Below are 24,127 nucleotides of genomic sequence, written 5' to 3'. Positions count from 1 at the left end.
GGTGAAGCGGTCAGTAGCTGCCCACGACGGTGTGGGCGGCCGCGGTGTCGGTCTCGCCGAGGAACGCGCCGGCGACGCGCCCCTCGTAGATGGCCTCGAGGGCGGTGCGCGGTGAGCTGGCGTCACCCACCACGTGCAGCCGCGGCCCGTCCGCGACCTGGTCGAGGTCGCGGTAGAGCGGGTCGAGAGCGGTGGGCCGGCCCAGGTCGACGATGACCTCGACGTCGCCGAGCGTGCTCGTCTGGCCACCGAGGGTGTCGGTGAGCGTGACGGTGCGTTCGCCGGTCGCCGCCAGCGTTCGCATGAGATGGGCGTGCACACCGAGCTCACGCAGCCGCGGCGTCAGCGCCAGCCGGGAGTACGTCGTGATGCGGGCGTGCAGGCTCGGCGTCGGGGAGACGAGGTGGACGTCGGCGCCGAGCAGGGCCAGGCCCTCGCTGAGGGACCCGGAGATCCAGTCCCCGTCGTCGTCCCAGAGCACGATCCGGCGACCGTGGAGGTCAGCGCCGGCCGCGACCTGCGCGGCGGCCTCGACCGAGGTCCACACCGGCACGCCCGGGCCGAAGTCGTGGCGGCGCGGCACCGAGCCGGTGGCGACGACGACGTCGTCCCACTCCCCGGCGAGCACCTGGGCGGCGTCCATCTCGGTGTCGAGCCGGATCTCCACGTCGCTCGCCTCGAGCTCGCGCTCCAGGTCGGCGACCATCAGCCCGAGGCGGGCCCGGTGCGGCATCGCGGCGGCGACGCGGACCAGGCCGCCGAGCCACGAGGAGCGCTCGACCAGGGTGACGGCGTCGCCCGCGCGGCTGGCCGAGAGCGCGGCCTGCATGCCGGCCGGGCCACCGCCGACGACGAGGACCCGTCGCCGACGGGGCGTCGCGAGGGCCGACCAGGCGGCGTTCCACTGGTCCTCGGCCCCGACCTCGGGGTTGACGACGCAGGTGATCGGCAGGCTCTTCTCCACCCGCGCGATGCAGCCCTGGTTGCAGGCCAGGCACGAGGTCGCGCGGCGACCCTCCAGGGCCTTGCGCACCAGGTGCGGGTCGGCGATGTGCGGCCGCGCCAGGGCGACCAGGTCCGCATCGCCGGCCTCGACCAGCTCGGCGGCCTCCTCGAGGGAGTCCAGCCGGCAGACCGCGATGACCGGCAGGTCGGGCAGGGCGTTCTTGAAGAGCGTGGCGTGGTGGCGGAACGGCGCGTGACCGAAGCTCATGTCGGCCATCTGCGTGGAGAGCGAGTAGCTCGCGTGGTAGGCCGAGTGGCTGACGTGCACGTAGGCGAGGGCGAAGTCGCGGGTGAGGGTCTCGACGATCTCGATCACGTCGTCGGGGCGCAGGCCGCCCTCGAGGAACTCATCGGCGCTGACCCGCAGACCGACCGGCAGGCCCGGCGCGGCGGCCTCGACCCGCTCGAGCACCTCGCGGGTCAGCCGCAGCCGGCGCTCGGCGTCGCCGCCGTACTCGTCGTCGCGCAGGTTGGTGGCCGGGGAGAGGAACTGCTGGAGCAGGTGGCCGTGGCCGGCGTGCACCTCGAGACCGTCGAAGCCGGCGACGCGCATCCGCCGGGCAGCGGCACCGAAGGCCTCGAGGATCGTGGCGATGTCTCGGCGACCCATCGCGTGCGGCACGTCGGCCGAGGGCGACCACGGCACGGCCGACGCCGACCAGGCGGCGGTGCGGGTGGCCTCGCCGTTGGCTTGGCGACCCGCGTGCATGATCTGGGCGAAGATCCGCGCGCCGTGCTCGTGCACCGCGTCGGCGACGTCGGCGAAGGCGGGGACGGAGTCGTCGGAGAAGCTCCCCAGGCTCAGGTGCCGCCCCGCGCTCGTCGGGTGGACCCGGATCGCCTCGGTGATGACCAGGCCGGCACCGCCGCGGGCCCGCTCGCCCAGGTAGGCGGCGTGACGCCGCGTGGGGCGGTTGTGCTCGGCGAAGTTGGTCGTGTGCCCCGGGACGACGACGCGGTTGCGGACCAGGACGCCACCCAGCTCGACCGGGGTGAACAGTTGCTCGACCACCGACAACCCCCGCTCTCCCAATTGTTCCGCTGACCCGAACGTGTTTCGGATCACGCGAACAGCATGGTGTGGCGGCTTGAACTCCGTCAAGCGTCTCGTCGAGATTTCACCGGCGGGAAACATTGCGCCGGCTGCCGAAACATGGGGCCGACCAGGAGCCGGCGCCGAGAGACGCCCACCGGTTCCGTTCGGCCGCAAGGCCGGTCGTTCCGGTCAGGCGAACGCGTTCTCAGGCCCCTCGGCGGCGTCCGCGCCCGGCGCCCCACCCGGCGCCTCGCGGCCCTGATCTCGCGGGTCCCCGCGGCCGCGCTTCCGGGCCCGCGTACCCACCTGCCCGGCATGATGGGCCCATGACCGAGCTCCCTCGCAAGGCGGTCGCCCGGACCGCCCGCCTCGCGGCGCTCCCCCTGGGTTACGCCGGGCGCAACGCGATCGGGCTCGGCAAGCGCCTCGGCGGTCGCCCCGCCGAGACCGTGATGACCGACATCCAGCAGCGCACCGCCGAGCAGCTCTTCCGCACCCTCGGCGAGCTCAAGGGCGGCGCGATGAAGTTCGGCCAGGCGCTCTCGGTGCTCGAGGCCGCCCTGCCCGACGAGGTCGCCGGCCCCTACCGCGAGCACCTGACCCGCCTCCAGGACTCCGCTCCCCCGATGCCGACCTCGACCGTGCGCGAGATCCTCGCCCGCGACCTCGGCCCCGACTGGCGCGAGCAGCTGGTCTGGCTCGACGGCGGCCCGACCGCCGCGGCCTCCATCGGCCAGGTCCACCGCGGGCGCTGGGTCGACGGCCGCGAGGTGGCGGTCAAGGTGCAGTACCCCGGCGCCGGCGAGGCTCTCCAGTCCGACCTGCGCCAGCTCTCCCGGCTCGCCAGGACCGTCGGCTCGATGGTCCCCGGCGTCGACATCAAGCCGCTGCTCGAGGAGCTCCAGGCCCGCGCGGCCGACGAGCTGGACTACCGGCTCGAGGCCGAGGCGCAGGAGGTGTACGCCGCAGCGTTCGCCGACGACCCCGACATCGTCGTCCCCGGGGTGGTCGCGGTCGGCGACACCGTCCTGGTCACCGAGTGGCTCGAGAGCGAGTCGTCGCTGGCGGCCGTGATCGCCGAGGGCACCCAGGAGGACCGCGACCGCTTCGGCGAGCTCCTCGTCCGCTTCCTCTTCGCCGGCCCCGAGCGCACCGGCATGCTCCACGCCGACCCGCACCCCGGGAACTTCCGGGTCGTCCGCGACCCCGACGGCGGACCGCCCCGGATGGGCGTCCTCGACTACGGCGCCGTCGCCCGGCTGGGCCCCGAGGGCCTGCCGGACGCCGTGGGCCGGCTCATCCGCCTCGCCGGAGCCGGCGACCCCGACGGCCTGGTCGACGGCCTCCGCGAGGAGGGGTTCCTGCGCCCCGGCGTCACCATCGACCCCCAGCAGGTGCTGGACTACCTCGCGCCCTTCATCGAGCCCACCCAGGTCGAGCGGTTCCGGTTCTCCCGGGAGTGGATGCGCGAGCAGTTCCAGCGGGTCAACGACCCGCGCTCGGAGGGCTACACGCTGGCGATGAAGCTCAACCTGCCGCCGTCGTACCTGCTCATCCACCGCACCTGGCTCGGCGGCGTCGGCGTGCTCAGCCAGCTCGAGGCCGAGGCGCCGTTCCGGGCGATCCTCGAGGAGCACCTGCCCGGCTTCGCCGACTGAGCCCGCCCCGCGGGCCGCTCAGGCGTCGGTCTGGCCGTCGATCGACTCCCGGATGAGGTCGGCGTGGCCGGCGTGCCGGGCGTACTCCTCGATGAGGTGCAGCAGGATCCAGCGCAGGCTGGGCCGCTCCCCCGTCCGGGCGTTCGCCCGCGCCGAGGGGTCGTCGAGGGCCGCGCCGGCGATGACCTCGTCGGCGCGGGCCACCTCGCGCTCGTAGAGCTCCCACAGCTGCTCGGGGCTGTCCTCGCGGGCGCTGTGCCAGTCCCAGTCGCCGTCGGCGCTCCAGTCCACGGAGTCCCACGGCTCGCCCTGGTCGCGACCGAGCAGGACCCCGGTGGTCCACCAGCTCTCGACGTAGGCGAGGTGCTTGAGCAGTCCGCCCAGCGTCATGTCCGAGGGCGGGAGCGGGGTGTCGAGCTGCTCGGCGCCCAGCCCCGAGCACTTGCGGCGCACGATCGCGCGCTGCTCGTCGAGGAAGGCCAGGAGCAGGGTCCGCTCGTCGCCGGACTGCGTCGGGCCGCTCATGCCACGGTCCAGTGGGCCGGCGCCGGCGCCATGTCAGCGGGCGGGAGGTCGAGGAACACGGTCGTCCAGAACGGGTGCACGCCAGCACCCTACGGAGCATCGACCCAGCGTTCACCCGCATTTCGGGCGGTCGCGGCGCCGTGGGTGAGCTCGGCGAGCGCGGCGTGCAGCCACGGCTCGTCCTCGGGCGCGACACCGACCCGCAGCTCCACGCCGGCGCCGTACGTCGTCTCCAGCACGAGCACGCCGCGCGAGCGCAGCTCGGTCTCGACCCGGCCGGCCTCGGCGTGGCCGACCTCGACCACGAGCTCGCGGCGCAGCTCGCGGCGGACCGTCCCGGCCTCGGCGAGCCCGGCGCGGACGGCGTCGCCGTAGGCACGCACCAGCCCGCCGGCGCCGAGCAGCGTGCCGCCGAACCAACGGGTCACCACCGCCACCACGTCGGAGACCTCGTGCCCGCGGAGCACCTCGAGCATCGGCGCCCCGGCGGTGCCGGCGGGCTCGCCGTCGTCGTTCGACCGCTCGACGGGCTGCGGTGGCGGGCCCAGCACGAACGCGCTGCAGTGGTGGCGGGCGTCCCAGTGCTCCTTGCGCAGGCGCTCGACGACCGCGCGGGCCGCGGTCTCCTCCTCGACCCGGCGCAGCGTGCACAGGAACCGCGAGCGCTTGACCTCGATCTCCGCCTCGGCGTCGCGGGCGAGCACGAGGTAGCCGCTCACGACCACAACCCGAGCACCTCGCCGCCGATCCGCACGACGAACGCGGTGACCACCAGCACGAAGAAGACCCGCACGAAGCGGGAGCCGCGGGCCACGGCCGTGCGCGCGCCGAGGTACCCGCCGACGAGGTTGCACGCCCCGATGACCAGGCCGGTCTTCCACAGCACCGCGCCCTGCGGGACGAAGAGCAGCAGCGCGCCGAGGTTCGTGGCCCAGTTGGCCAGCCGCGCCTTGGCCGAGGCCTCGAGGAAGCCGTAGCCGAGCAGCCCGACCAGGGCGAAGACGAAGAAGCTGCCCGTGCCGGGGCCGAGCGCACCGTCGTAGAAGCCGATGACGACGCCGACCACCATCGCCAGCCCGAGGTGGCGACCGCCGCTGAAGCGCAGCGCGGTCGCGGCGCCGAGCGAGGGCTTGAGCAGGACGTAGGCGCCCACCACCACGAGCACCACCAGCACGATCGGCTCGAACGCCTCGCGCGGCACCTGCGAGGCGACCAGCGCGCCGGCGAAGGACCCGACCAGCGCCACGCCCATGAGCGGCAGGAACGTGCGCGGGTCGGGCCGCACGCGGCGGAAGTACGTCGCCGAGCTGACCGTCGTCCCGCAGAACGAGCCGAGCTTGTTGGTCGCGAGGATCTCGACCGGCGAGGCCCCCGGGAGCCCGACGAGGAGGGCGGGGAGCTGGATCAGCCCCCCGCCCCCGACGACGGCGTCGACGAAGCCGGCGGTCAGTGCGGCCAGCCCGAGGAGGGCCAGCACGGTCAGCGTCGGGTCCTCCACCGGGACGACGCTAGCCCGCCGGTCGAACGGTGCCTCAGGCGGTGTGGCCGGCCTGGGTCTTGGTACGGCGACCGGTGAGGATCAGCGCGATGCCGGCGAGCACGCAGAGCGCGCCGCCGATGAAGCCGACGAGCGGGACCGTCTTGGTCAGCAGGTCGATGCTGGCGATGTTGTCCTTCGCGTCGATGACGTTGTCGTCGATCTCCTCGTCGGTGTACTCCATCTGGAGCGAGAGCACCTGCGTGCCGTCGGCGAGGAAGCGCTGCTGGTCGGCGGCCTGCTTGATGATCGAGCCGGTGCGCGGGTCGACGGAGTACTCCTTGCGGTCGGTGTACAGCCCGTCGATGTCGCTGCCCAGGTCGATCGGGGCGCGGTCGGTCTCGGTCGTGTAGATGTAGACCTCGAGCCCGTTGATCTCGTCGGTGCGCTCGAAGCGGGCGGTCACCGGCTCGTCGATGACGTTGTCGTAGATCTCGTAGTCCTTCTTCTCCGCGTCGAAGGGCCACTTGTTGACCAGGCCCTCGAAGGGCTCGACGTCGTCGGGAAGCTCCGAGCCGTCGACGCCCATCGCGGTCTTCCGGTCGGTCGCGAAGGTCTCCTCGCCCGCCGAGATCAGCCGGTCGTCGTCGTCGGAGACGCAGTCGGGGGTCTCTCCGTCGACCTCGACCAGGCAGGTGGCCTGCTTGAAGTAGACGGTGTCGTCGTCCGAGGCCTCGGTGTCGGACTTGGTGATGCTCGTGTACTTCACCTCGAGCTCCCGGGTCTCCCCCGTCGAGGTGTCCAGCCGCTCGGCCGTGCCGGTCAGGTCGGTCTTCTGGTCGACCTCCACCGGCGTCTTCTTCACGGCGCCCGGCGCCCATGCCACTCCGAGGATGCCGGCCACCAGCAAGAAGGCGCCCAGCCCCAACAGAACTCGTCCCACGATCACACGCACGTTGTTCCCGTACCTCTCCCTCGAACCTGGGTGGCAGAAGTTACCCTGTGGTAGTCGTCACCCGATCACCGGGTGTGACCCCGGCCTCGGAGCCGGTCCCGCAGCCGTGTCGGCGGTGGCGGCTAGACAGGCCCCGTGCGTGCCGAGTGCCTCCTGTGCTTCACCACCCGCCAGGTCCTGACTGAGGGCTGTGACCACTCGCGGCGGTGGCTCGAGCTCTTCCGCGAGCTCCGCTCGCCCACCGCGACCGGCCTGGAGAAGCGGATCGCGACCTGCGACTGCGCGACCCTCGATCGGTGGACGCTCGCGCGGCACCTGCTCGTGCGCGACGTGCACACCGACGAGCTCGGGCCACCGCCCGAGGCGCCCCGGTGTGCGGGCGTGGGGGCCACCTCGACCCGCCCCTGCGGCAACTGGGACCGGGTTAGGGTCACGCGGTGAAGCGACCCCTCGCCGGTGTCCTGCAGCTCCTGCTCGCCCTCGCCACCGCCGGTGGCCTCCTCGTGGGCGCGCCCGGCCCCGCGTCCGCGGCGCCGGGCTGGACGCCACCCCGGGTCGTGGCCGACGACATGCGCCCCCACCGGGTCGCCGCGGCCTCGGCCGGCGGGCCGGTCGTCCTGGTCAACCACCGCGAGATGGTGCACTCCCACCAGGGCCGTGACACCTTCGCCACGATGTGGGTCACGGTGCGGCGATGAGCGGCCGGGGGCTCCTCGCGGCCGCCCTCGGCGGTCTGCTCTCGGCCGGGCTCACCGCGCTGCCCGCGCCCGCCGCGCCGGCTACGGACCCCGTGTGGACCTCGCCGCAGGTCGTTGCCCGGGAGGCGCGCTCACCGGCCGTCGCCGTGAGCGCCGCCGGGGTGGCGGTCGTGGCATGGTGGTGCGACCACTCGCTCTGCGTCCGGCGGCGCAGCCCCGCCGGCGCCCTCGGCAGGACCGCCCGCATCCCGACGACCGACGTCGTGTCGTTCCGCGTCGCCGTGGACCGCCACGGCACGGCGACCCTGCTGTACACCGCACCGGGTGAGGACAGCTCGGTCCTCCTGGCCCAGCGGCTCCGCGCGGACGGCCCGGTCGGCGACCCGGTCCTCGTCGAGGAGGACGCCGCCCCCGTCGCCCTGCACGTCTCGCGCACGGGCGACGTCGCCGTGCAGGTGCAGCGCGAGGCGCGGCGGTGGCTGCGGGTGCTCGCGGCCGACGGCAGCGTGGACCCCGAGGTACCTCTCGGCGAGGAGTCGGTCATCGAGCCGGCCGCGGACGGAGGCTTCCGGGTGCTCGACCGCGAGCGGTCGGGGACGGTCAACCTGCGGGAGGTGGTCGACGGCTCGGTGACCACGACGCTCACCGTCGGCACGTCCGAGGTGCCTGCCGACCTCGCTGTGCGCACGGACGGCACGGCCGTCGTGGCGTGGTGGGAGGGCCCCCGTGCCGAGCGCAGGCTCCGGACCCGCCACGTGGGTCCGTCGGGCGACGTGTCGCCGGTCCGGGCGCTCACCGGTCTGGTGGCGGGTGGCCGCCACCTGGAGCTCTCCGCCCTGCCGGACGGACGGGTCCTGGCGGCGTTCCGCAGCCGAGCGGGGGTGCGTGGCGGCGTCGTGCCCGCACGGCCCGGCCCGTGGATGCGACTGGCCCCTGCAGTGCTGTCCGGCGACGACCAGCACGTCGCGGTCGCCCGCGACCGGGTGGTGCTCGTGTCGCTCGTCGACACCTGGATGGACCACCACGTCTCGGCCCGGGCCTGGGACGGTCGGCGCGTGTCGCGGTCCCAGCGCATCATCGAGGCACCGGGGTACGACAACGACTGCGGGTCGAGCGACCTGACCGTCGCCAGCGCCGGTGGTCACGTGCTCGTCGCCAACCGCCGCAGCCACTCCTGCCGGCCGCGCCACGACAAGATGGTGCTCACCTACCGCAGGTGACGCCGGGTCGGACGGGGTCAGCCGACCCAGGACCCCCGGCCGCCGAACCAGCCGCCGAGGTCGGGGCCGCCCGAGCCGCCCCGGCCGCCGGCACCGCCCCGGCCGCCGCGGCGGCTGCCGAGGTAGGACCCGACGACGGCCGCGCCCAGGTCGTCGAGCTCGGGAGCCACCACGCGGCCGTCGACGCGCTGGGCCATCGAGTCGATGAAGCGGGCCAGGCCCGGGTCCTCGCCGAGCCGGAAGAACGTCGTCTGGGCGCCGAGCCGGCGGGCGTTGTCGAGCTCGCGGACGGCGTACGCCACCGTCAGCGGGTGCGGCGGGTAGCTGAACCACACCTCCCCGTCGGGCTCGAGGTGGGAGGTCGGCTCGCCGTCGGTGACGATCAGCAGCACCGGCTGGGCGTTGGGGTGCTTGCGGAAGTGGCGGTTGGCGAGCAGGAGCGCGTGGTGCAGGTTCGTGCCCTTGTCCCACATCGCGTCCAGCGCGGTCAGCTGCTCGATCTCCATCACCTCGGCGTGCCGGCCGAAGCCGATCAGCTGCAGGTGGTCGCCGCGGAAGCGGGAGCGGATGAGGGTGTGCAGCGCGAGCGCGGTGCGCTTCATCGGCACCCAGCGCCCGTCCATCGCCATCGAGAAGGAGGTGTCGACGAGCAGCGCGACCGCGGCCTGGGTGCGCGCCTCGGTCTCCTGCACCTCGACGTCGCCGATCTCCACCAGCGGCCCGTCCGGGTCGCCGGCGCGGCGGAGCACCCCGTTGAGCACGGTGCGGGTGACGTCCCAGGGCTCGGTGTCGCCGAAGGCCCACTCGCGCGTCGCGCCGGACCGCTCGCCCGCCGCACCGGCCTTGTCCAGGTCGCGCTGGCCCTGCCGGCCCGACAGCCGCTGGGCCACGTCGCGCAGCAGGGCCTTGCCGAGCTGGCGCATCGCCTTGGGGGTCAGCGTGAGCTGGCCGGCGGAGTCGCGCTTGAGGGTGCCGGACTCGCGCAGCGCCTTCTCCAGCCGCTGGAGCGTGCGCGCGTCCACGGCGGCCTGCTCGCCGAGCTGGCGGGCCAGCTGGTCGAGGTCGAGGTCGTCCATCCGGGCCCCGCCGTAGGACTGGGAGAGCTGCTCGGAGAGCTGGTCGAGGTCGGCGAGGTCCTGGAAGACCCCCGTCCCGTCGCCGAGGCCGAGCCCCTCCTCCCCGTCCATCCGCTCCGAGCCGCCCCAGTCCTCACCGGGGCGCAGCGCTTGGAGGTTGGCGTCGAGCTGGGAGAGGGAGTCCATCAGCTCGGGGCTGCCGAAGGCCTGGCCCGCCAGCGCGTCGAGCTCGTCGCGCTGCTCCTGGGTCATCGAGTTGCGCATCCGCTGCGCCGCGGCGGCGCGCTGGGCCAGGGAGTCGAGCAGCTCCTCGACGTTCCCGGGCCGCTCGGGGAAGAAGTCCCCGTGCTGGTCCATGAACCGCTCGAACTGCTCGTCGGTGTCCTCGCCGCGCCGGTGGGCGTCGAGGAGCTCGTTGAGATCCTGGAGCATCTCGTTGACCCGGGCGCGGTCCTCGTCGGTGGCGTTCTCCAGCGCCTGCTTCATGCCCGCGAACCGCTGGTCGAGCAGCTCGCGCCCGAGGAGGTCCTTGATCTTCTCGTAGTCCTCGCGCGCCTGCCGGCTCTGCCAGTCGTACGACGCCAGCTCGCTCACCGCGGCGGCGGGGCTGGGCCGGGCCCCGTCGCTCCAGGCAGCGTCGAGCTGCATCTCCCGGAAGGCCCGGTCCCCGTCGTCCATCATCGCGTCGCGGGCCAGCTGCTTGCGCTCCTCCAGCACCGCCCGGTCGAGCAGCTCCTTGATCTCCTGGAGCGTCCCGTCGAGGTTGTGCCGCGAGAGCAGCTCGCGCCGCCGCTCGGCGACCCGCCGGGCGAGGTCGTCGAGACCGCGCTGGTCCTGGCCGCCCCGGCGCAGGAACTCCTGCATGGCCCGCTCCGGGGAGTACCCGGCCATCACGTCCTCGCCGATCGCGTCGAGCGCCTCGGCGAGGTCGACCGGCGGCGCGAGCGGGTCGCCGCCCTCGTAGCGCCGGAACCGGGTGCGGTCCTTCATCAGCCGTAGACCGTCTCGCTGCCGTCGGTGTCCTTGCCGATCTTCCGCGCCAGGTAGAGCCCCTCGAGGGCGAGCTCGATCGCGCCGGCCCGCTGGCCGTCGTCGGTGGCGCCGAGCCGGTCGCAGATGTCGTCGTAGAGCTCCGACTCGCCCAGCACCGGCAGGCCGGTGAGGAACTCCCGCGCGGTGACCCGCTCGCCGGTGGTGACCATCGCGCCGGACTCGATGGCATCGACGAGCAGGCTCATGTCGAGCCCGCGCAGGTGGGTGCGGACGGTCTCGGCGGTGGCCGTGCGCAGCAGGTGGGTGAGGACCTCGGCCTCGCGGCCCTCCTCACCGGACTCGAACTCCACCTTGCCGCCGAGCACGTCGACGGCGGTCTCGAGGTCGACGGGGCGGGCGACCGCCGCGTCCTCGCCGCGGCTGGTGGCGCGATGGATCGCGGCGGCCGCGATGGTCTCGGCACCCGCGATGGCGAACCGGGCCGAGACGCCGGAGCGCTGGTCGACCGCGCTGGACTCGCGCAGGTTGCGAGTGAACCGGGCGAGGATCTCGACGAGGTGGTCGGGCACGTGGACCAGGTCCGCGGGCAGGTGGGCCTCCTGCCGGATCACCGCGACCTCGTCCTCGAGCGCGGTCGGGTAGTGCGTGCGGATCTCGGCGCCGAAGCGGTCCTTGAGCGGGGTGATGATCCGGCCGCGGTTGGTGTAGTCCTCGGGGTTGGCGCTGGCCACGACGAGGACGTCGAGCGGGAGCCGCAGCACGTAGCCGCGGATCTGGATGTCGCGCTCCTCCATCACGTTGAGCATCGCGACCTGGATCCGCTCGGCGAGGTCGGGCAGCTCGTTGATCGCGACGATGCCGCGGTGGCTGCGCGGGATGAGCCCGAAGTGGATGGTCTCGGGGTCGCCGAGGCTGCGGCCCTCGGCGACCTTCATCGGGTCGACGTCGCCGATCAGGTCCGCGACGCTCGTGTCGGGGGTGGCCAGCTTCTCGGCGTACCGGTCGTCGCGGTGGCGCCACTCGATCGGCAGGTGGTCGCCCAGCTCGGCCGCTCGCCGGCGCGCGACGTGGGTGATCGGCTCGTAGGGGTGCTCGCCGAGCTCGGAGCCGGCGATGACCGGCGTCCACTCGTCGAGCAGGCCGACCATCGTGCGCAGCAGCCGGGTCTTGCCCTGGCCCCGCTCGCCGAGCAGCACCACGTCGTGGCCGGCGATGAGCGCCCGCTCCAGCTGCGGGACGACGGTGTCCTCGAAGCCGTGCAGGCCCGGCCAGGGGTCGCGGCCCTCGCGGAGGGCGGCGAGCAGGTTGTCACGGATCTCGACGCGCACAGGCTTCTGGACATGGCCCGATGCACGGAGCTCGCCGACGGTGGAGATCGGAGGAGCGGTCACGTGACCCACGCTACTCAGCGGGCCAACCGGCCGGGCCGGGTTACCGTCGGCGCCGTGACCGCCTCCCTGCGCCCCACCTGCCCCTGCGGATCCGGCGAGGCGTACGACGCCTGCTGCGGGCGGCTGCACCGCGGCGCCGCCCAGGCGGAGACCGCCGAGGAGCTGATGCGCTCGCGCTACGCGGCGTTCGCGGTCGGCGACGCGGCGTACCTCTGGCGCACCTGGCACCCCCGGACCCGCCCCGACGACCTCGAGCTCGACACCTCCCGCACCTGGACCGGCCTGCGGGTGCTCGGCTCCGGGGAGGACTGGGTGCAGTTCGTGGCCTCCTACGACTCCCCCGCCGGCCCCGGCGAGCAGTCCGAGCGCTCGCGCTTCGAGCGGCGCGCCGGCCGGTGGGTCTACGTCGACGGCGAGACGCCCGGCAGCGACTGACGCCCCGCTCGGGCTCGCCCTCGACGTCCACGCCGAGGTCCACGCCGAGGGATGACGAGCGGACGACGAGGGACCGGATCGGCATGACAGCCGTCCCGGGGATCGACGCAGGGGCCCGCTCCGCGCGGGTGCGCCGGGGCCTCCTCGTCGTCGCGCGCGCACTCACCGTCGCGACCGCGGTCGTCGCCGGGTACTTCGTCCTCCCGCTCGACTCACCGCTCGTCGTCCGCACCGGGCTGCAGCTGCTGGCGGGCCTGGCCGTGCTCGTCGTGCTGCTCGGGTGGCAGGTGCGGGCCATCCTGCGCTCGTCCGTGCCGAGCCTGCAGGCGCTCGCGTCGATCCTCGTGACGATGCCGTGCTTCGTCGTCCTCTTCTCCATCTCCTACTACCTGCTCGGTTCGGACGATCCGGGCCGGTTCTCCGAGCCGCTCAGCAGGTTGGACGCGCTCTACTTCACGCTGACGACCTTCGCCACCGTGGGGTTCGGCGACATCGTGGCGCGGGCGCCCGAGGCCCGGGCCGTGGTCGCGGCACAGATGGCGCTCGGCCTGCTCCTGGCGGGGGTCGTCATCCGGGTCATCGTCGGCGTCGCGGGGGTCGCTCGCCGCCGGAATGCTCGCGGAGCGACGGCCGGCTCTTCCGCTGCGGAGGGGCGCGGCCCGATCGACCTCGTGCTGCTCGAGCTCCCCCCGGGTCGGTCGAGCGACGCCGCTGCTCGGGCGATCGCCGACCTCGTCGAGCGGGGGACCATCCGCGTCCACGACCTGGTGCTGCTGGCCAAGGACGACGACGGGACGCCCGAGGTGCTCGACGCGACAGCGTCCGCCTCCGCCGCGCGTCGCTTCGCCCAGCTCCCGACCACTCGCCCCGGCGCCCTGGACGACGACGTCGTCGCCGAGGCGGCCGCCGCTCTGCGGCCCGGGACCATCGGTGCGTTGATCCGCTACGAGAACAGCTGGGCTGCCCCGTTCCTCACCGCGGTCCGCGCGTGCGGCGGCGAGCTCGTGACGAGCACGCAGCTCCCCGCCGCCGACGGAGTCGAGGACGCCGGCCCTACCGCGTGAGCACCACCGACGAGCCGTGGCCGAAGAGCCCCTGGTTGGCGGTGATCCCGACCCGGGCCCCCTCGACCTGTCGCCCCTCGGCCTGGCCGCGCAGCTGCCAGGTGAGCTCGCAGACCTGGGCCAGCGCCTGGGCGGGGACGGCCTCGCCGAAGCACGCCAGGCCGCCCGAGGGGTTGACCGGGATCCGGCCGCCGAGGGTGGTCTCCCCCGCGCGCAGCAGCTTCTCGGCCTCGCCGGGCCCGCACAGTGCGAGGTCCTCGATCCAGTCCAGCTCCAGCGCGGTGGACAGGTCGTAGACCTCGGCCACGTCCACGTCGGCCGGGCTCACGCCCGCCTCCTCGTACGCCGCGTGGCCGATGGAGGCCTTGAACGTGCGCTCCGGCTCCCTGGTCGCCAGCGAGGAGTCGGTGGACAGGTTCGGCATGTCCAGGACCGTGTTCGGGAAGGTCGGGGTGACCGTGGAGATCCCGGCGATCCGGACCGCGTCGGCGAGCCCGTGGCGGGCGGCGTACTCGGTGCTGGTGACCAGCACCGCGGCCGCGCCGTCGGAGGTCGCGCAGATGTCGAGCAGGTGCAGCGGGTCGGAGACGACCGCCGAGCCGAGCACGTCGGCGACACTGACCTCCTTGCGGTAGCGCGCGTAGGGGTTGGCCAGCCCGTGCCGGGCGTTCTTCACCTTGACCTGCGCGAAGTCCTCGCTGGTCGCGCCGAACAGGTCCATGCGACGGCGGGCGTAGAGCGCGAAGTAGGCCGGGTTGGTCATGCCGAGCAGGCGGAAGCGCAGCCAGTCCGGGTCGTCCCAGCGCTCGCCGGCGTTGGGGGCCAGGAACCCCTTCGGGGTGGTGTCCGCGCCGACGACGAGCGCGACCTCGGACAGGCCGGCCAGGATCCGGGCCCGCGCGGTGTCGAGCGCCTGGGCGCCGGTGGCGCAGGCGGCGTAGGAGGTGGCGACGCGGGCGCCGTTCCAGCCCAGCGCCTGGGCGAACGTCGCCCCGGCGACGTACCCGCCGTAGCCGTTGCGGACCGTCTCGCCGCCGACGACGAGGTCGACGTCGGTCCAGGCGACGCCGGCGTCGGCGAGCGCGGCGCGGGCGGCGTGCACGCCGTACTCCACGAACGGCCTGCCCCACTTGCCCCAGGGGTGCATCCCGACGCCGAGGACGGCGACCTCGCGCGCGCTCACTGGTCGGCCTCCTCGCCCAGCTCGGTCACACGCCCCGAAGTCAGGGGGAGCCAGCGCCAGATCGACCGCTCGCCGGTCTCGTCGACATACAGCGTCTCGACGACCAGCTCCACCTCGGCGCCGACGCGCAGGTCGGCCACGCCGTAGCCCTCCGCGACCTGGCCGAGGACGGTGAGGCCCTCGGGCAGCTCGACCGCGGCGAGCGCGAACGGGACGTAGGGGTCGGCGGCGGGGACGTACGGCGGCGGCGGCTGGTACTGCGCGTCGGTGTAGGACCACACCGTCCCGCGCCGCGACAGCTCGACCCGCGCGAACTCCTCGCCCGCGCAGGCGGGGTTGCGGCAGAAGCCGGCCGCCGGCGGGAAGTAGACGGTGGTGCACGCGGTGCAGCGGGAGCCGACCAGCGCCGGGTCGGGCCCCGTGGTGAACCACCCGTCGATCGCGGGCGTGGCGGTCGTGGTCATCCGGCCTCCAGAACTAGAACGTGTTCTCACCCTAGCGCCGGAGGCCGGCCCGCAGCGACCGGGTCTCAGGCCCCCGCGAGGAAGCTCAGCAGGTCCTGCCGGGTGACGACGCCGACCGGCTTGCCCTCCTCCTGCACCAGCAGCGCGTCCGCGCCCTCGAGCAGGGCGACCGCGTCGTGGGCGTCGGCGTTCGCGCCGATCGTGGGCAGCGCCGGCGACATGTGCTGCTCGACCGGGTCGGTCAGCTTGGCGTGGCCGGCGAAGAGCGCGTCGAGCAGCGTGCGGGTCGAGACCGAGCCGGCGACCTCGGCAGCGACCAGGGGCGGCTCGGCGCGAACGACCGGCATCTGGGAGACGCCGTACTCCTCGAGGATCTGGACGGCCTCGGCCAGCGTCTCGCCAGGGTGGGTGTGCACGAGGTCGGGCAGTCGCCCGTCCTTGCCGCGCAGCACCTCGCCGACGGTCTGGGCGGCCTGCTCGCCGCCGAAGCCGTACTGGGAGAGCCACTGGTCGTTGAAGATCTTGCCGAGGTAGCCGCGGCCGGAGTCGGGCAGCAGCACGACGATGACCGCGTCGGTGCGGCCCTCGGCGGCCAGCTCGGTGGCCAGCTGCTTCGCGGCGTACGCCGCCATGCCCGACGAGCCGCCGACGAGCAGCGCCTCCTCGCGGGCCAGGCGCCGGGTGAAAGCGAAGGAGTCGGCGTCGGAGACCTCGATGACCCGGTCGGCGACGGTGCGGTCGTAGGTGTCGGGCCAGAAGTCCTCGCCGACGCCCTCGACGAGGTAGGGCCGGCCGGTGCCGCCGGAGTAGACCGAGCCCGAGGGGTCGGCGCCGACGACCTGGATGTCGGGGTTCTGCTCCTTGAGGTAGCGACCGACGCCGCTGATCGTGCCGCCGGTGCCCATGCCGGTGACGAAGTGGGTGATCCGCCCCTCGGTCTGCGCCCAGATCTCCGGACCGGTGGTCTCGTAGTGGGAGCGGGGGTTGTTGAGGTTGGCGTACTGGTTCGGCTTCCACGCGCCCGGCTGGCTGGAGAGCCGGTCGGAGACGTTGTAGTAGGAGTCCGGGTGCTCGGGGTCCACGGCCGTCGGGCAGACGACCACCTCGGCGCCGTACGCGCGCAGCACGTTGCGCTTGTCCTCGCTGACCTTGTCGGGGCAGACGAAGACGCACTTGTAGCCACGCTCCTGGGCCACCATCGCCAGGCCGACGCCGGTGTTGCCGGAGGTCGGCTCGACGATCGTGCCACCCGGCTGGAGCTCGCCGGAGGCCTCGGCGGCGTCGATCATCCGGGTGGCGATCCGGTCCTTCACCGAGCCGCCCGGGTTGAGGTACTCCACCTTCGCCAGCACCAGCGGCCCCTCCGCGCCGTTCAGGTCGTCCAGCGAGCGGCGCAGGCGCAGCAGCGGGGTGTTGCCGATCAGGTCGAGGAGCGAGTTCACGTACTGCATTCGGCCAGGCTAGAGGCGGTGGTCACGCCGGTCTAACCCGGCGCCGGCCGACCGGACCCCCTCCGTAGAGTGCAGCCGTGGGGAAAGCAGCTGCAGCACGCAAGCTCGCCGGCGCCGCGGCCTTCGGCGGGGGCGGACTGTCGGCCCTCGGCGCCGCCCTGTACGGCGTGATGCGCGTGGAGGCCAAGCTGGCCCGCAAGACCATCGGCGCGCCGCGGGAGGCGCCGCCGCCGGACGCCACCGGGTGGTACGGCCGCGGCCGGCCCGGGCCTGCGGTCAAGATCGCGCTCCTGGGCGACTCCAGCGCGGCGGGGTACGGCGTGGAGCGGGTCGAGGAGACCCCCGGCGCCCTGCTGGCCAGCGGTGTCGCCGAGCGCGCCCACCGCCGGGTCTACCTGCGCAGCTTCGCCGTCGTCGGCGCGAAGTCCTCCGACCTCGACGGACAGATCTCGCGCGCGTTGCCCATCGAGCCGGACCTCGCGGTGATCCTCGTCGGCGCCAACGACGTCACCCACACCGTGCTCCCCTCCCACTCGGTGCGCCACCTCGCCGAGGGGGTCCGCCGCCTGCGCGAGGCGGGCATCGCGGTGCTGGTCGGCACCTGTCCCGACCTCGGCACGATCAAGCCGATCGCCCCGCCGCTCAAGCAGGTCGCGCGCGCCTGGTCACGGCGGCTCGCGGCCGGGCAGACGATCGCGGTCGTCGAAGAGGGCGGCCGCACGGTCTCGCTGGCCTCGATCCTCGGGCCGGAGTTCGCGGCCGCGCCGGCCCTGCTCTTCGGGCCCGACCAGTTCCACCCCTCCGCGCAGGGCTACCGGTCGCTGGCCTCGGTCCTGCTGCCCTCGACGCTGGCCGCCCTCGACCTGCTCGCCATCGACGAGGCCGAGGTCGAGGCCTACCGCGGCGAGGGCGTCCTGCCGATCACCGCCGCGGCCCTCCAGGCCGTCAACACCCCGGGCACCGAGCTCGGCGGCACCGAGGTCGCCGGCAACCGCCGCGGCGTCCGCGGCCTCTGGGTCGAGCTGCGGCACCGCCGCCGCCAGCCCGCCACCGACGGCACCGCCCCCGAGGCCTCCGACGGCGACGCGGCCGCGAACGGCTCGGACTCCCCCGAGCCCGTCGACGCCTGAGGCCGTCCCGCGCGCCGCTGGTCCGGGGCCGCGGCGGCACTTGTAACGCACTGTTCGCTGCTCTTCCTGCACGCTGCAACGTGCAGGAAGAGTGGCGAACGATGCGTTACAAGCCCGGTCGCGCCCGGAAACCCCCAGGTACGCACGAACGGCCCCGGACCGAGGTCCGGGGCCGTTCGGGGTACCGCGCCGACCGTTGCGGGGGTCGGAGACCGGGTGGGTCAGTCCTGGTTGAAGATCGCCAGGATGCGCAGCAGGTTGGTGTAGATCCAGACCAGGCTGACGGTCATCGCGAACGCCGCACGCCACGACTCGCGCTCGGGGATCCGGTTGGCCACACCCTGCTCGACGAAGTCGAAGTCGAGGATCAGCATGAACACACCGAGCACCAGGCCGACGACCGAGAACAGCAGGCCCATCGCGCCGAAGCCGTAGAGGCCGATCGCGGAGCCGAAGAAGCCCAGGACCATCTCCATCAGGCTCAGCGCGATCATGCCGAAGACCGCCGCGACGACGAACGTCCGGAACTTCTGGCCGACCTGGATGTTGAAGAACTTGTACGCCGCGAGCGTGCCCGCGAAGGCCGCGAAGGTGCCGATCACCGCCTGGGTGACGATCCCGTTGCCGATCTGGGCGTCGAACAGCTTGCTCAGGCCGCCGAGCGCGACACCCTCGAGCACCGCGAACGCCAGCACCAGGGCCGGGCTGATCACGCGCTTGAAGGAGTTGACCATCGACAGCACGAACGCGCCGAGGGCACCGATCATCACGGCGCCGGTCAGCGGGGCGATCTCGTCGGCGGTCACGACACCGGAGATGTCCGGGGTCAGGACCCAGGTCGCGAAGGCCGCGACGATGACGGTGCCGAGGGTCATCGCGGTCTTCTGGACGACCGAGTCGATCGTCATCGGCCCGCCGGTCACCTGCGGGGTGGTGGGGGCACCGGGGGTGCCGACCCCCCACTGGGCCGGGTCGGTGCCGTAGCCGGCGTGGCCGGCTCCGTTCCCGGCGTACGTCTGGTTGCCGTAGGCGTTCGCGCCGCCGCGGTTGAACTCCTCGGAACGACGGAACACCGGGTTGTTGCTCTGCATGGTCTCTCCTTGGAGGCCGTGGAACTGGTGGGCCCACCCTATGGGGCCTGTGCCGGTACAACGCCCGGTGGGCGCTGCGCGTTCCCGATCGGGCGGCTTTCTCGCGCGCGGGTCAGGCGCTCCGGACCGCCCGGACGACGGAGTCGTGCACGGTCGTGGGCGTGCCCTCCACCAACTGCTCGCGGGCCTGGGTCTCGGCGACCCGCACGTCCCAGACCTGCGGGTCCAGGTGCGCGACGACCTGCTCGGGGGTCAGCATCAGCGGCAGCATGGAGGCGTGCTGGTCGCGCGCCGCGAGGTCGCGCGGGTGGTGCCCGACGAAGAGCAGCGTCCCGCCGGGGACCACCGCCGCGCCCAGCCGGCGCAGCACGTCGGCGAGCTGGTCGGCCGGCGGGTGCAGGAAGTGCGCCGAGACCAGGTCGTACGTCGCCGGGAGCTCCTCGCCCGCCATCAGGTCGACCCGGCGCCACTCGACCGCGACCCCGGCCTCGGCGGCGTGCGCCGCGGCGCGCTCGAGGGCCACGCGGGACACGTCGACCCCGGTGACCTGCCAGCCCTGCTGGGCCAGCCACACCGCGTCCGCGCCCTCGCCGCACCCGACGTCGACCGCCCGCCCGGGCGGGAGGTCCGCGGCCTGCTCGACCAGCCGCCGGTTGGGCCGGCCCGACCAGACCGCGTCGGTGCCGGCGTACCGCTCGTCCCAGAAGGCGGCGGTCCACATCGCCGGGTCGATCCCGCGGTCGTGGTCGTCGCCGTGCTGGTGGGCCTGTCCGTGCTGGTGCTCGCTCATGCCACCCAGCGTGGACCTTCAGGTCGACCTGAGGTCAAGCGGGCGCCATCGCGTGTGGGCGAGGGGTGCCCCCGGCGGGATTCGAACCCGCACCACGCCGCTTTTAAGGCGGCTTCCTCTGCCGGTTGGGACACGGGGGCCCACGCCACGGGACGTGGCTAGAGGTAAGTCTTGCGTGGATGGATGGCGTGCGCCCCGGCGACCCGGTCGAGGAAGAGGAACCCCTCGGTGTGGTCGATCTCGTGCTGGAGGGCGCGGGCCTCGAACGCGTTGGCGCTGAGGGTGACCTCCTTGCCGGTCCCGGGCAGCTGCCCGCGGACGACCAGGCGCGAGGCGCGCTTCACGTCGCCGGTGAGGTCCGGGACGCTCATGCACCCCTCTCGGGCGCGCTCGTTGCGGCTGGACTCCACGACCTCGGCGTTGCACAGCACGAACGTGCCGTGGTGGTCGCGGGTCTTGGGGTGCTCGGAGACGTCGACGCAGAAGACGCGTGCGGCGACACCGACCTGGTTGGCGGCCAGGCCGACGCAGCCGGGGCTGACGCGCATGGTCGCGACGAGGTCGGCGGCGAGCTGGACGGTCGCGGGGTCGGTCGGGTCGACGTCGGCGCCCCGGGTGGACAGCACCGGGTCCGGGGCGCGCACGACGTCGAGCACCCGTCCCTCGACGCCGAGCTCCTGCTCCGACCAGTCCGCGACGGTGGGGTCGACGCTCACAGCTCGTCGGCCTCCACGGCGCGCAGGGTCGCGCCGACGCCGAGCTCGGCGGCGGCCGCGGTGACGGCGGCCTCGAGCGCGGGCACGTCGGCGCCCGCGGGCAGGTCGATCTCGGCGACGAGCAGGTACAGCTCGCCGGCGAGGCGGGTGGTCAGGTCGGTGATGTTCCCGCCGACCGCGGCCACGCGGGCCACGACGGAGGAGACGATGCCGGGGCGGTCGCCGCCGTGGACGGTCAGCACCCAGGAGGTGCCGGCGGGGCCGGCGGCGTCCTCCTGCGGCACGTCGCGCACGGTGACGGTCAGCGTGCCGTCCGCGGTGAGCGGCTGCAGGGCGGCCTCGATGGCGGTGGCCTCGGCATCACCCGCACACAGCAGCATCATCGCGAAGTGGCCCCGCAGCAGGGTCATCGTCGAGTCCTCGAGGTTCAGCCCGAGGTCGGCGAGCCGACCGGTGGTCTCGGCGATGATGCCTGGCCGGTCGTGGCCCAGGACGGTGACGGCGTGGAGGGGTGCGGGGGTGCTCACCGGGGCATTCTCGCAAGGGCCGCCGCGCGACCGAGCACCTCGTCCAGCATCGTCTCGGTGAGCCGCCCGGTGAAGGTGTTCTGCTGGCTGGGGTGGTAGCAGCCGAGCAGGGTGACACCGTCCCCTGCCGCGCCCCCGGGAGCGGCGAGGAACGCCTCCGCGCCGTGGCCGAACCGCGGCTTGGGGACGGGTACGCCGTAGCCCGCGCGGCGGTAGGTCCGCAGCGCCGCGTCCCAGCCGAACGAGCCGAGCGCGACCACGACGCGGACGGTGTCGGCGACGAGCGCGACCTCGCGGTCCAGCCACGGCGCACACGTGTCGCGCTCCTGCGGCGTCGGCTTGTTCAGCGGCGGCGCGCACCGGACGGCCGCGACCAGCCGGGTCTCCGGCAGCTCGAGGCCGTCCGCGGCGTGCACGCTGGTCGCCTGGTTGGCCAGGCCGACCCGGTGCAGGCTCGCGAACAGCCAGTCTCCGGAGCGGTCCCCGGTGAAGATCCGCCCGGTGCGGTTCGCACCGTTGGCGGCCGGCGCGAGACCGACCACGAGGATCGCGGGATGCTCGGCGCCGAAGCCCGGGATCGGCCGCCCCCAGTACGGCTCGCCCGCGAACGAGGCCCGCTTGGCGTGCGCCACGTCCTCGCGCCACCGGACCAGCCGCGGGCAGGCCCGGCACACGCTGACGCCGGCCTCCAGCGTGTGGAGGCCGGCGTCGTGGGCCAGACGGCGTACGGCCGCGGCCGTGGTGGCGACCGGGGTGTCCGGCGCCGCCGGGTCGCCCGGCCAGCCGGTGCCGGGCGGCACCGGCGAGGCGAAGGGCTGCCCCGTGGCCGGGTGCGGCAGCAGGCTCAGGGCGCGGGCTGGATCGAGGCCTCGCGGCGGGCCTTGTCGGCGACGGTGGAGGCCGCCTCGGTCACCTTCTCCTTGGCGACCTCGGCCGCGGCGGCGGCCTGCTCGGTGGCCTTGGCGGCCGCGGTCTGGACGGTCGGGCTCTCGGCGACCTTGCTGGCGCCGGCCCGGATCTGCTCGTAGCGCTCCCGGCCGGCCTTGGAGCCGAGGACGTAGCCGATGCCGATGCCGGCCAGCAGGATGAGCTTCTTCACGGGTTGCTCCTTGGTCGGTGTGTCGTGCGGAGTCCCTCCGGTTGCCGCGTCGCGCGCCCCGCAAACGGGGCGCGTCGGCGTGCGGGAGCGGGCCGGGAGCGGGCCGGGAGCGTCGAGGACGACCGGGAGCAGCCGGTCAGGCCGGACGGTCGAGCAGCGACCAGGCGATGCCGTCGAGGATGTCGGCCTCGGAGACCACCAGCCGGTCGACGCCGGAGCGGCGCAGCACCTGGCGCAGCACGAGCGCGCCGGCGCCGATCACGTCGGCGCGGCCGGGGTGCATGAACGGCAGCGCGCGGCGCTCCTCGACGCTCATCGCGAGCAGCCGGTCGATCGCGGCGTGGACGTCGTCGACCGCCAGCACCTGCTGGTCGAGCGCGTCGGCGTCGTACGCCGTGAGGCCGAGCGCAGCGGCGGCGACGGTGGTGATCGTCCCGGCGACGCCGACGACCGTCGCGGCCCGCGCCGGGTCGACCGGGCAGGCGTCGAGGTGGGCGTCGATGTCTCGCACGCACGCCTCGATCTCGGCGGCGGTCGGCGGGTCGGAGAACGCGTGCCGCTCGTGCAGCCGCACCGAGCCGACATCCATGGAGTGCCCGGCCGTGACGCCGTCGGGGCCGCCGAGGACGAGCTCGGTCGAGCCGCCGCCGAGGTCCACGACGAGCACCGGCCACGCCGGCTCCGACCGGAGCCCGCGGACCGCGCCGGCGAAGGAGAGCGCCGCCTCCTCGGCCCCGGTCACCACGTCGGGGTCGATCCCGAGCCGCGCGCGCACGCCCGCGGCGAAGACCTCGGCGTTCGCCGCGTCCCGCGTGGCCGAGGTGGCGCACAACCGCACGCGCGCCGCGCCGTGCTCGCGGATGGTCGCGGCGTAGTCGTCGAGCGCGGCGAAGGTCCGCGCGAGTGCCGCCTCGGACATCTGCCCGGTGGCGTCGATGCCCTCCCCCAGCCGTACGACGCGCATCTCGCGCACGACCGGCTCGGCCGGGGTCTCGCAGACCAGCAGCCGGATCGAGTTCGTGCCGCAGTCGATCGCCGCGATCACGGCGTGTCGACCTCCACGCACGGACCGGCCGACCACCACTCGCCGAGCTCGTCGAGCACCTCGTCGCCGAGCGGGTTGACGCCCCGGCCCTGCGCGAGCGCCTGCCCGGCGAGGACGTGCAGGCACTTGACCCGGTCGGGCATCCCGCCGGCGGAGATGCCGGCGATCTCGGGCACGTCGAGCCCGGCCTCCCGGCCGATCTCCTCGCGCGCCTCGAGGTAGCGCTCGTGCGCCGCGGCGTACTGCTGGGCCAGCTCGGGGTCGGCAGCCAGCCGCTCCTGCATCTGCTTCATCAGTCCGGACCCCTCGAGCGTGCCGATGCGGGAGGCCGCGCGGGGACAGGTCAGGTAGAACGTCGTCGGGAACGGGGTCCCGTTCGGCAGCCGCGGCTCGGTGGTCACGACGTCGGGGTTGCCGCAGGGGCAGCGGTGCCCGACCGCGTGGATGCCGCGCGGCTCACGTCCCAGCTGCGAGGCGATGGCCGCCTCGTCGCGGGGGTCGATCACTCGGTCTCCTCGGTGGTTCCATCGATGGTCGTCGCCGGCGGCGGCTCGTCCTTGGGCGGGTGCCCGGCCAGCCGCACCGAGTCCCAGGCGTCGACCCACCAGGCAGTGGGCGCCTGCTCGGGCAGGTCGTCGGGGTCGCTCAGCGTTGCCCCGGTGGTGAGCGGCTCGCCGTCCTGGAGCACGACGAACGGTGTCTCGCCGCGCATGACGTACCCGATGTCGCGCGCCCGCGACTGCACGAACGCCGGGTCCTGCCAGCGCTTCTTCTCCCGCTCCAGGTCGTCGATGGCCGCCCGGCGTTCGGCGATCTGCGCCTTCAGCTCGGCGATCTCCGAGCGCTGGTGCAGGAAGGCGCGCATCGAGGAGGCGTAGGAGACGGCCAGGACCGCCAGCACGAGCACGAGCACCGCCGCCCGGCCGGTGAGCCGGGGGCGGCGCGGTGCGGGCCTCTCCGACGACCCGGGGCGTACGCCGCGTGGCGCACCGCCCGGCCCGCCGGACGTGGCCCGGCCGGGACCGGTGCGCCCCCGGGGTCGCCGTGCTCCCCGGGAGTCGCGTCGGTCGTCGGCCATGGGGCCAAGCCTGCCTGACG

General features: G+C 74.1%; 26 protein-coding genes and 1 tRNA gene. 7 read left to right on the top strand and 20 right to left on the bottom strand.

From position 1 onward, the window contains the following. Nucleotides 1–10 precede the first annotated feature (10 nt). Complete coding sequence (locus HPC71_RS04540) at nt 11–2,017, bottom strand: oxidoreductase (protein ID WP_216656546.1); 2,007 nt, start codon at nt 2,015–2,017, stop codon at nt 11–13. A gap of 350 nt (nt 2,018–2,367) precedes the next feature. Here HPC71_RS04540 and HPC71_RS04535 point away from each other — a divergent pair, with 350 nt between their 5' ends. Further along, nucleotides 2,368–3,699: an ABC1 kinase family protein gene (locus tag HPC71_RS04535; protein WP_154613882.1), complete on the top strand. Its 1,332-nt coding sequence runs from the start codon at nt 2,368–2,370 to the stop codon at nt 3,697–3,699. An 18-nt stretch (nt 3,700–3,717) separates the two neighbouring features. Here HPC71_RS04535 and HPC71_RS04530 read toward each other — a convergent pair whose 3' ends face one another. The 4 genes from HPC71_RS04530 to HPC71_RS04515 all read right to left on the bottom strand — a co-directional run bounded on the left by HPC71_RS04530 (nt 3,718) and on the right by HPC71_RS04515 (nt 6,656). Beyond that, nucleotides 3,718–4,224 carry a DinB family protein gene (locus HPC71_RS04530; protein ID WP_154613881.1) on the bottom strand — a complete coding sequence of 169 codons (507 nt, stop codon included), beginning with the start codon at nt 4,222–4,224 and terminating at the stop codon, nt 3,718–3,720. An 89-nt stretch (nt 4,225–4,313) separates the two neighbouring features. Beyond that, nucleotides 4,314–4,943, bottom strand: a complete 630-nt coding sequence (locus HPC71_RS04525) for a YigZ family protein (protein WP_171896174.1) — start codon at nt 4,941–4,943, stop codon at nt 4,314–4,316. Beyond that, nucleotides 4,940–5,722, bottom strand: coding sequence for a TSUP family transporter (locus HPC71_RS04520; RefSeq protein WP_171896172.1), 783 nt, complete (start codon nt 5,720–5,722; stop codon nt 4,940–4,942). The genes HPC71_RS04525 and HPC71_RS04520 overlap by 4 nt, the downstream gene beginning before the upstream one ends. A gap of 34 nt (nt 5,723–5,756) precedes the next feature. Further along, nucleotides 5,757–6,656: a PorA family protein gene (locus HPC71_RS04515; RefSeq protein WP_154613879.1), complete on the bottom strand. Its 900-nt coding sequence runs from the start codon at nt 6,654–6,656 to the stop codon at nt 5,757–5,759. Nucleotides 6,657–6,791: 135 nt separating this feature from the next. On the opposite strand from HPC71_RS04515, the gene HPC71_RS04510 reads away from it, so the two are divergent. From HPC71_RS04510 to HPC71_RS04500, 3 genes are read left to right on the top strand one after another with little or no spacing between them, the layout of a single operon-like run. Beyond that, nucleotides 6,792–7,097: a DUF2695 domain-containing protein gene (locus tag HPC71_RS04510; protein WP_154613878.1), complete on the top strand. Its 306-nt coding sequence runs from the start codon at nt 6,792–6,794 to the stop codon at nt 7,095–7,097. After that, entirely contained in the window at nt 7,094–7,354 is a 261-nt protein-coding gene (locus HPC71_RS04505; protein ID WP_154613877.1) for a hypothetical protein, read from the top strand. The genes HPC71_RS04510 and HPC71_RS04505 overlap by 4 nt, the downstream gene beginning before the upstream one ends. Further along, nucleotides 7,351–8,574: a hypothetical protein gene (locus HPC71_RS04500; protein WP_154613876.1), complete on the top strand. Its 1,224-nt coding sequence runs from the start codon at nt 7,351–7,353 to the stop codon at nt 8,572–8,574. The genes HPC71_RS04505 and HPC71_RS04500 overlap by 4 nt, the downstream gene beginning before the upstream one ends. Before the next feature lie 17 nt (nt 8,575–8,591). Here HPC71_RS04500 and HPC71_RS04495 read toward each other — a convergent pair whose 3' ends face one another. Together HPC71_RS04495 and HPC71_RS04490 are read right to left on the bottom strand one after the other, a co-directional pair. Further along, nucleotides 8,592–10,640: a vWA domain-containing protein gene (locus HPC71_RS04495; protein ID WP_154613875.1), complete on the bottom strand. Its 2,049-nt coding sequence runs from the start codon at nt 10,638–10,640 to the stop codon at nt 8,592–8,594. Continuing rightward, entirely contained in the window at nt 10,640–12,034 is a 1,395-nt protein-coding gene (locus tag HPC71_RS04490) for a MoxR family ATPase (protein WP_171896171.1), read from the bottom strand. Before HPC71_RS04490 ends, HPC71_RS04495 begins: the two co-directional genes overlap by 1 nt. A 54-nt stretch (nt 12,035–12,088) precedes the next feature. On the opposite strand from HPC71_RS04490, the gene HPC71_RS04485 reads away from it, so the two are divergent. Both HPC71_RS04485 and HPC71_RS04480 read left to right on the top strand, forming a co-directional pair. Continuing rightward, on the top strand, nt 12,089–12,469 hold the full coding sequence (locus HPC71_RS04485; RefSeq protein ID WP_257866166.1) for a YchJ family protein: 381 nt from the start codon (nt 12,089–12,091) through the stop codon (nt 12,467–12,469). An 83-nt stretch (nt 12,470–12,552) separates the two neighbouring features. Next, nucleotides 12,553–13,533, top strand: coding sequence for a DUF6325 family protein (locus HPC71_RS04480; protein ID WP_154613873.1), 981 nt, complete (start codon nt 12,553–12,555; stop codon nt 13,531–13,533). On the opposite strand, the gene HPC71_RS04475 is transcribed toward HPC71_RS04480, so the two are convergent. The 3 genes from HPC71_RS04475 to HPC71_RS04465 all read right to left on the bottom strand — a co-directional run bounded on the left by HPC71_RS04475 (nt 13,523) and on the right by HPC71_RS04465 (nt 16,631). Continuing rightward, nucleotides 13,523–14,716 (bottom strand): lipid-transfer protein, encoded by a 1,194-nt coding sequence (locus HPC71_RS04475; protein WP_171896169.1) that lies wholly within the window; start codon nt 14,714–14,716, stop codon nt 13,523–13,525. The genes HPC71_RS04480 and HPC71_RS04475 overlap by 11 nt on opposite strands. Beyond that, nucleotides 14,713–15,180 (bottom strand): Zn-ribbon domain-containing OB-fold protein, encoded by a 468-nt coding sequence (locus HPC71_RS04470; protein WP_154613872.1) that lies wholly within the window; start codon nt 15,178–15,180, stop codon nt 14,713–14,715. Before HPC71_RS04470 ends, HPC71_RS04475 begins: the two co-directional genes overlap by 4 nt. Nucleotides 15,181–15,245: 65 nt before the next feature. Beyond that, a complete protein-coding gene (locus HPC71_RS04465) occupies nt 15,246–16,631 on the bottom strand; it encodes a cystathionine beta-synthase (protein ID WP_154613871.1) in 1,386 nt (461 codons plus the stop codon). A gap of 77 nt (nt 16,632–16,708) precedes the next feature. On the opposite strand from HPC71_RS04465, the gene HPC71_RS04460 reads away from it, so the two are divergent. Beyond that, the gene (locus HPC71_RS04460) at nt 16,709–17,761 is read left to right on the top strand and encodes an SGNH/GDSL hydrolase family protein (protein ID WP_171896168.1); all 1,053 of its coding nucleotides are present in this window, start codon (nt 16,709–16,711) and stop codon (nt 17,759–17,761) included. Between the two features lie 221 nt (nt 17,762–17,982). Here HPC71_RS04460 and HPC71_RS04455 read toward each other — a convergent pair whose 3' ends face one another. The 10 genes from HPC71_RS04455 to HPC71_RS04410 form a co-directional block, all read right to left on the bottom strand. Further along, a complete protein-coding gene (locus tag HPC71_RS04455; RefSeq protein ID WP_154613870.1) occupies nt 17,983–18,852 on the bottom strand; it encodes a Bax inhibitor-1/YccA family protein in 870 nt (289 codons plus the stop codon). 112 nt (nt 18,853–18,964) lie between these two features. Further along, entirely contained in the window at nt 18,965–19,642 is a 678-nt protein-coding gene (locus HPC71_RS04450; RefSeq protein ID WP_154613869.1) for a class I SAM-dependent methyltransferase, read from the bottom strand. 66 nt (nt 19,643–19,708) lie between these two features. Beyond that, nucleotides 19,709–19,782: transfer RNA gene (locus HPC71_RS04445), tRNA-Leu, on the bottom strand. Nucleotides 19,783–19,800: 18 nt separating this feature from the next. Further along, nucleotides 19,801–20,358: a peptide deformylase gene (gene def / locus HPC71_RS04440; RefSeq protein WP_171896166.1), complete on the bottom strand. Its 558-nt coding sequence runs from the start codon at nt 20,356–20,358 to the stop codon at nt 19,801–19,803. Further along, nucleotides 20,355–20,885, bottom strand: coding sequence for a glycine cleavage system transcriptional repressor (locus HPC71_RS04435; RefSeq protein WP_171896165.1), 531 nt, complete (start codon nt 20,883–20,885; stop codon nt 20,355–20,357). Before HPC71_RS04435 ends, def begins: the two co-directional genes overlap by 4 nt. Further along, a complete protein-coding gene (locus tag HPC71_RS04430) occupies nt 20,882–21,733 on the bottom strand; it encodes a uracil-DNA glycosylase (protein WP_216656609.1) in 852 nt (283 codons plus the stop codon). Before HPC71_RS04430 ends, HPC71_RS04435 begins: the two co-directional genes overlap by 4 nt. Next, entirely contained in the window at nt 21,730–21,984 is a 255-nt protein-coding gene (locus HPC71_RS04425) for a hypothetical protein (protein WP_171896164.1), read from the bottom strand. The genes HPC71_RS04430 and HPC71_RS04425 overlap by 4 nt, the downstream gene beginning before the upstream one ends. Before the next feature lie 136 nt (nt 21,985–22,120). Beyond that, nucleotides 22,121–23,029 carry a Ppx/GppA phosphatase family protein gene (locus HPC71_RS04420; protein WP_253943896.1) on the bottom strand — a complete coding sequence of 303 codons (909 nt, stop codon included), beginning with the start codon at nt 23,027–23,029 and terminating at the stop codon, nt 22,121–22,123. Continuing rightward, the gene (locus HPC71_RS04415; RefSeq protein WP_171896161.1) at nt 23,026–23,535 is read right to left on the bottom strand and encodes a DUF501 domain-containing protein; all 510 of its coding nucleotides are present in this window, start codon (nt 23,533–23,535) and stop codon (nt 23,026–23,028) included. The genes HPC71_RS04420 and HPC71_RS04415 overlap by 4 nt, the downstream gene beginning before the upstream one ends. After that, entirely contained in the window at nt 23,532–24,107 is a 576-nt protein-coding gene (locus tag HPC71_RS04410; RefSeq protein WP_154613868.1) for an FtsB family cell division protein, read from the bottom strand. Before HPC71_RS04410 ends, HPC71_RS04415 begins: the two co-directional genes overlap by 4 nt. Nucleotides 24,108–24,127: the final 20 nt, after the last annotated feature.

Source organism: Nocardioides marmotae (genome assembly GCF_013177455.1).
Classification (GTDB): Bacteria; Actinomycetota; Actinomycetes; order Propionibacteriales; family Nocardioidaceae; genus Nocardioides; species Nocardioides marmotae.
This window is presented reverse-complemented; position numbering and strand designations above follow the sequence as displayed.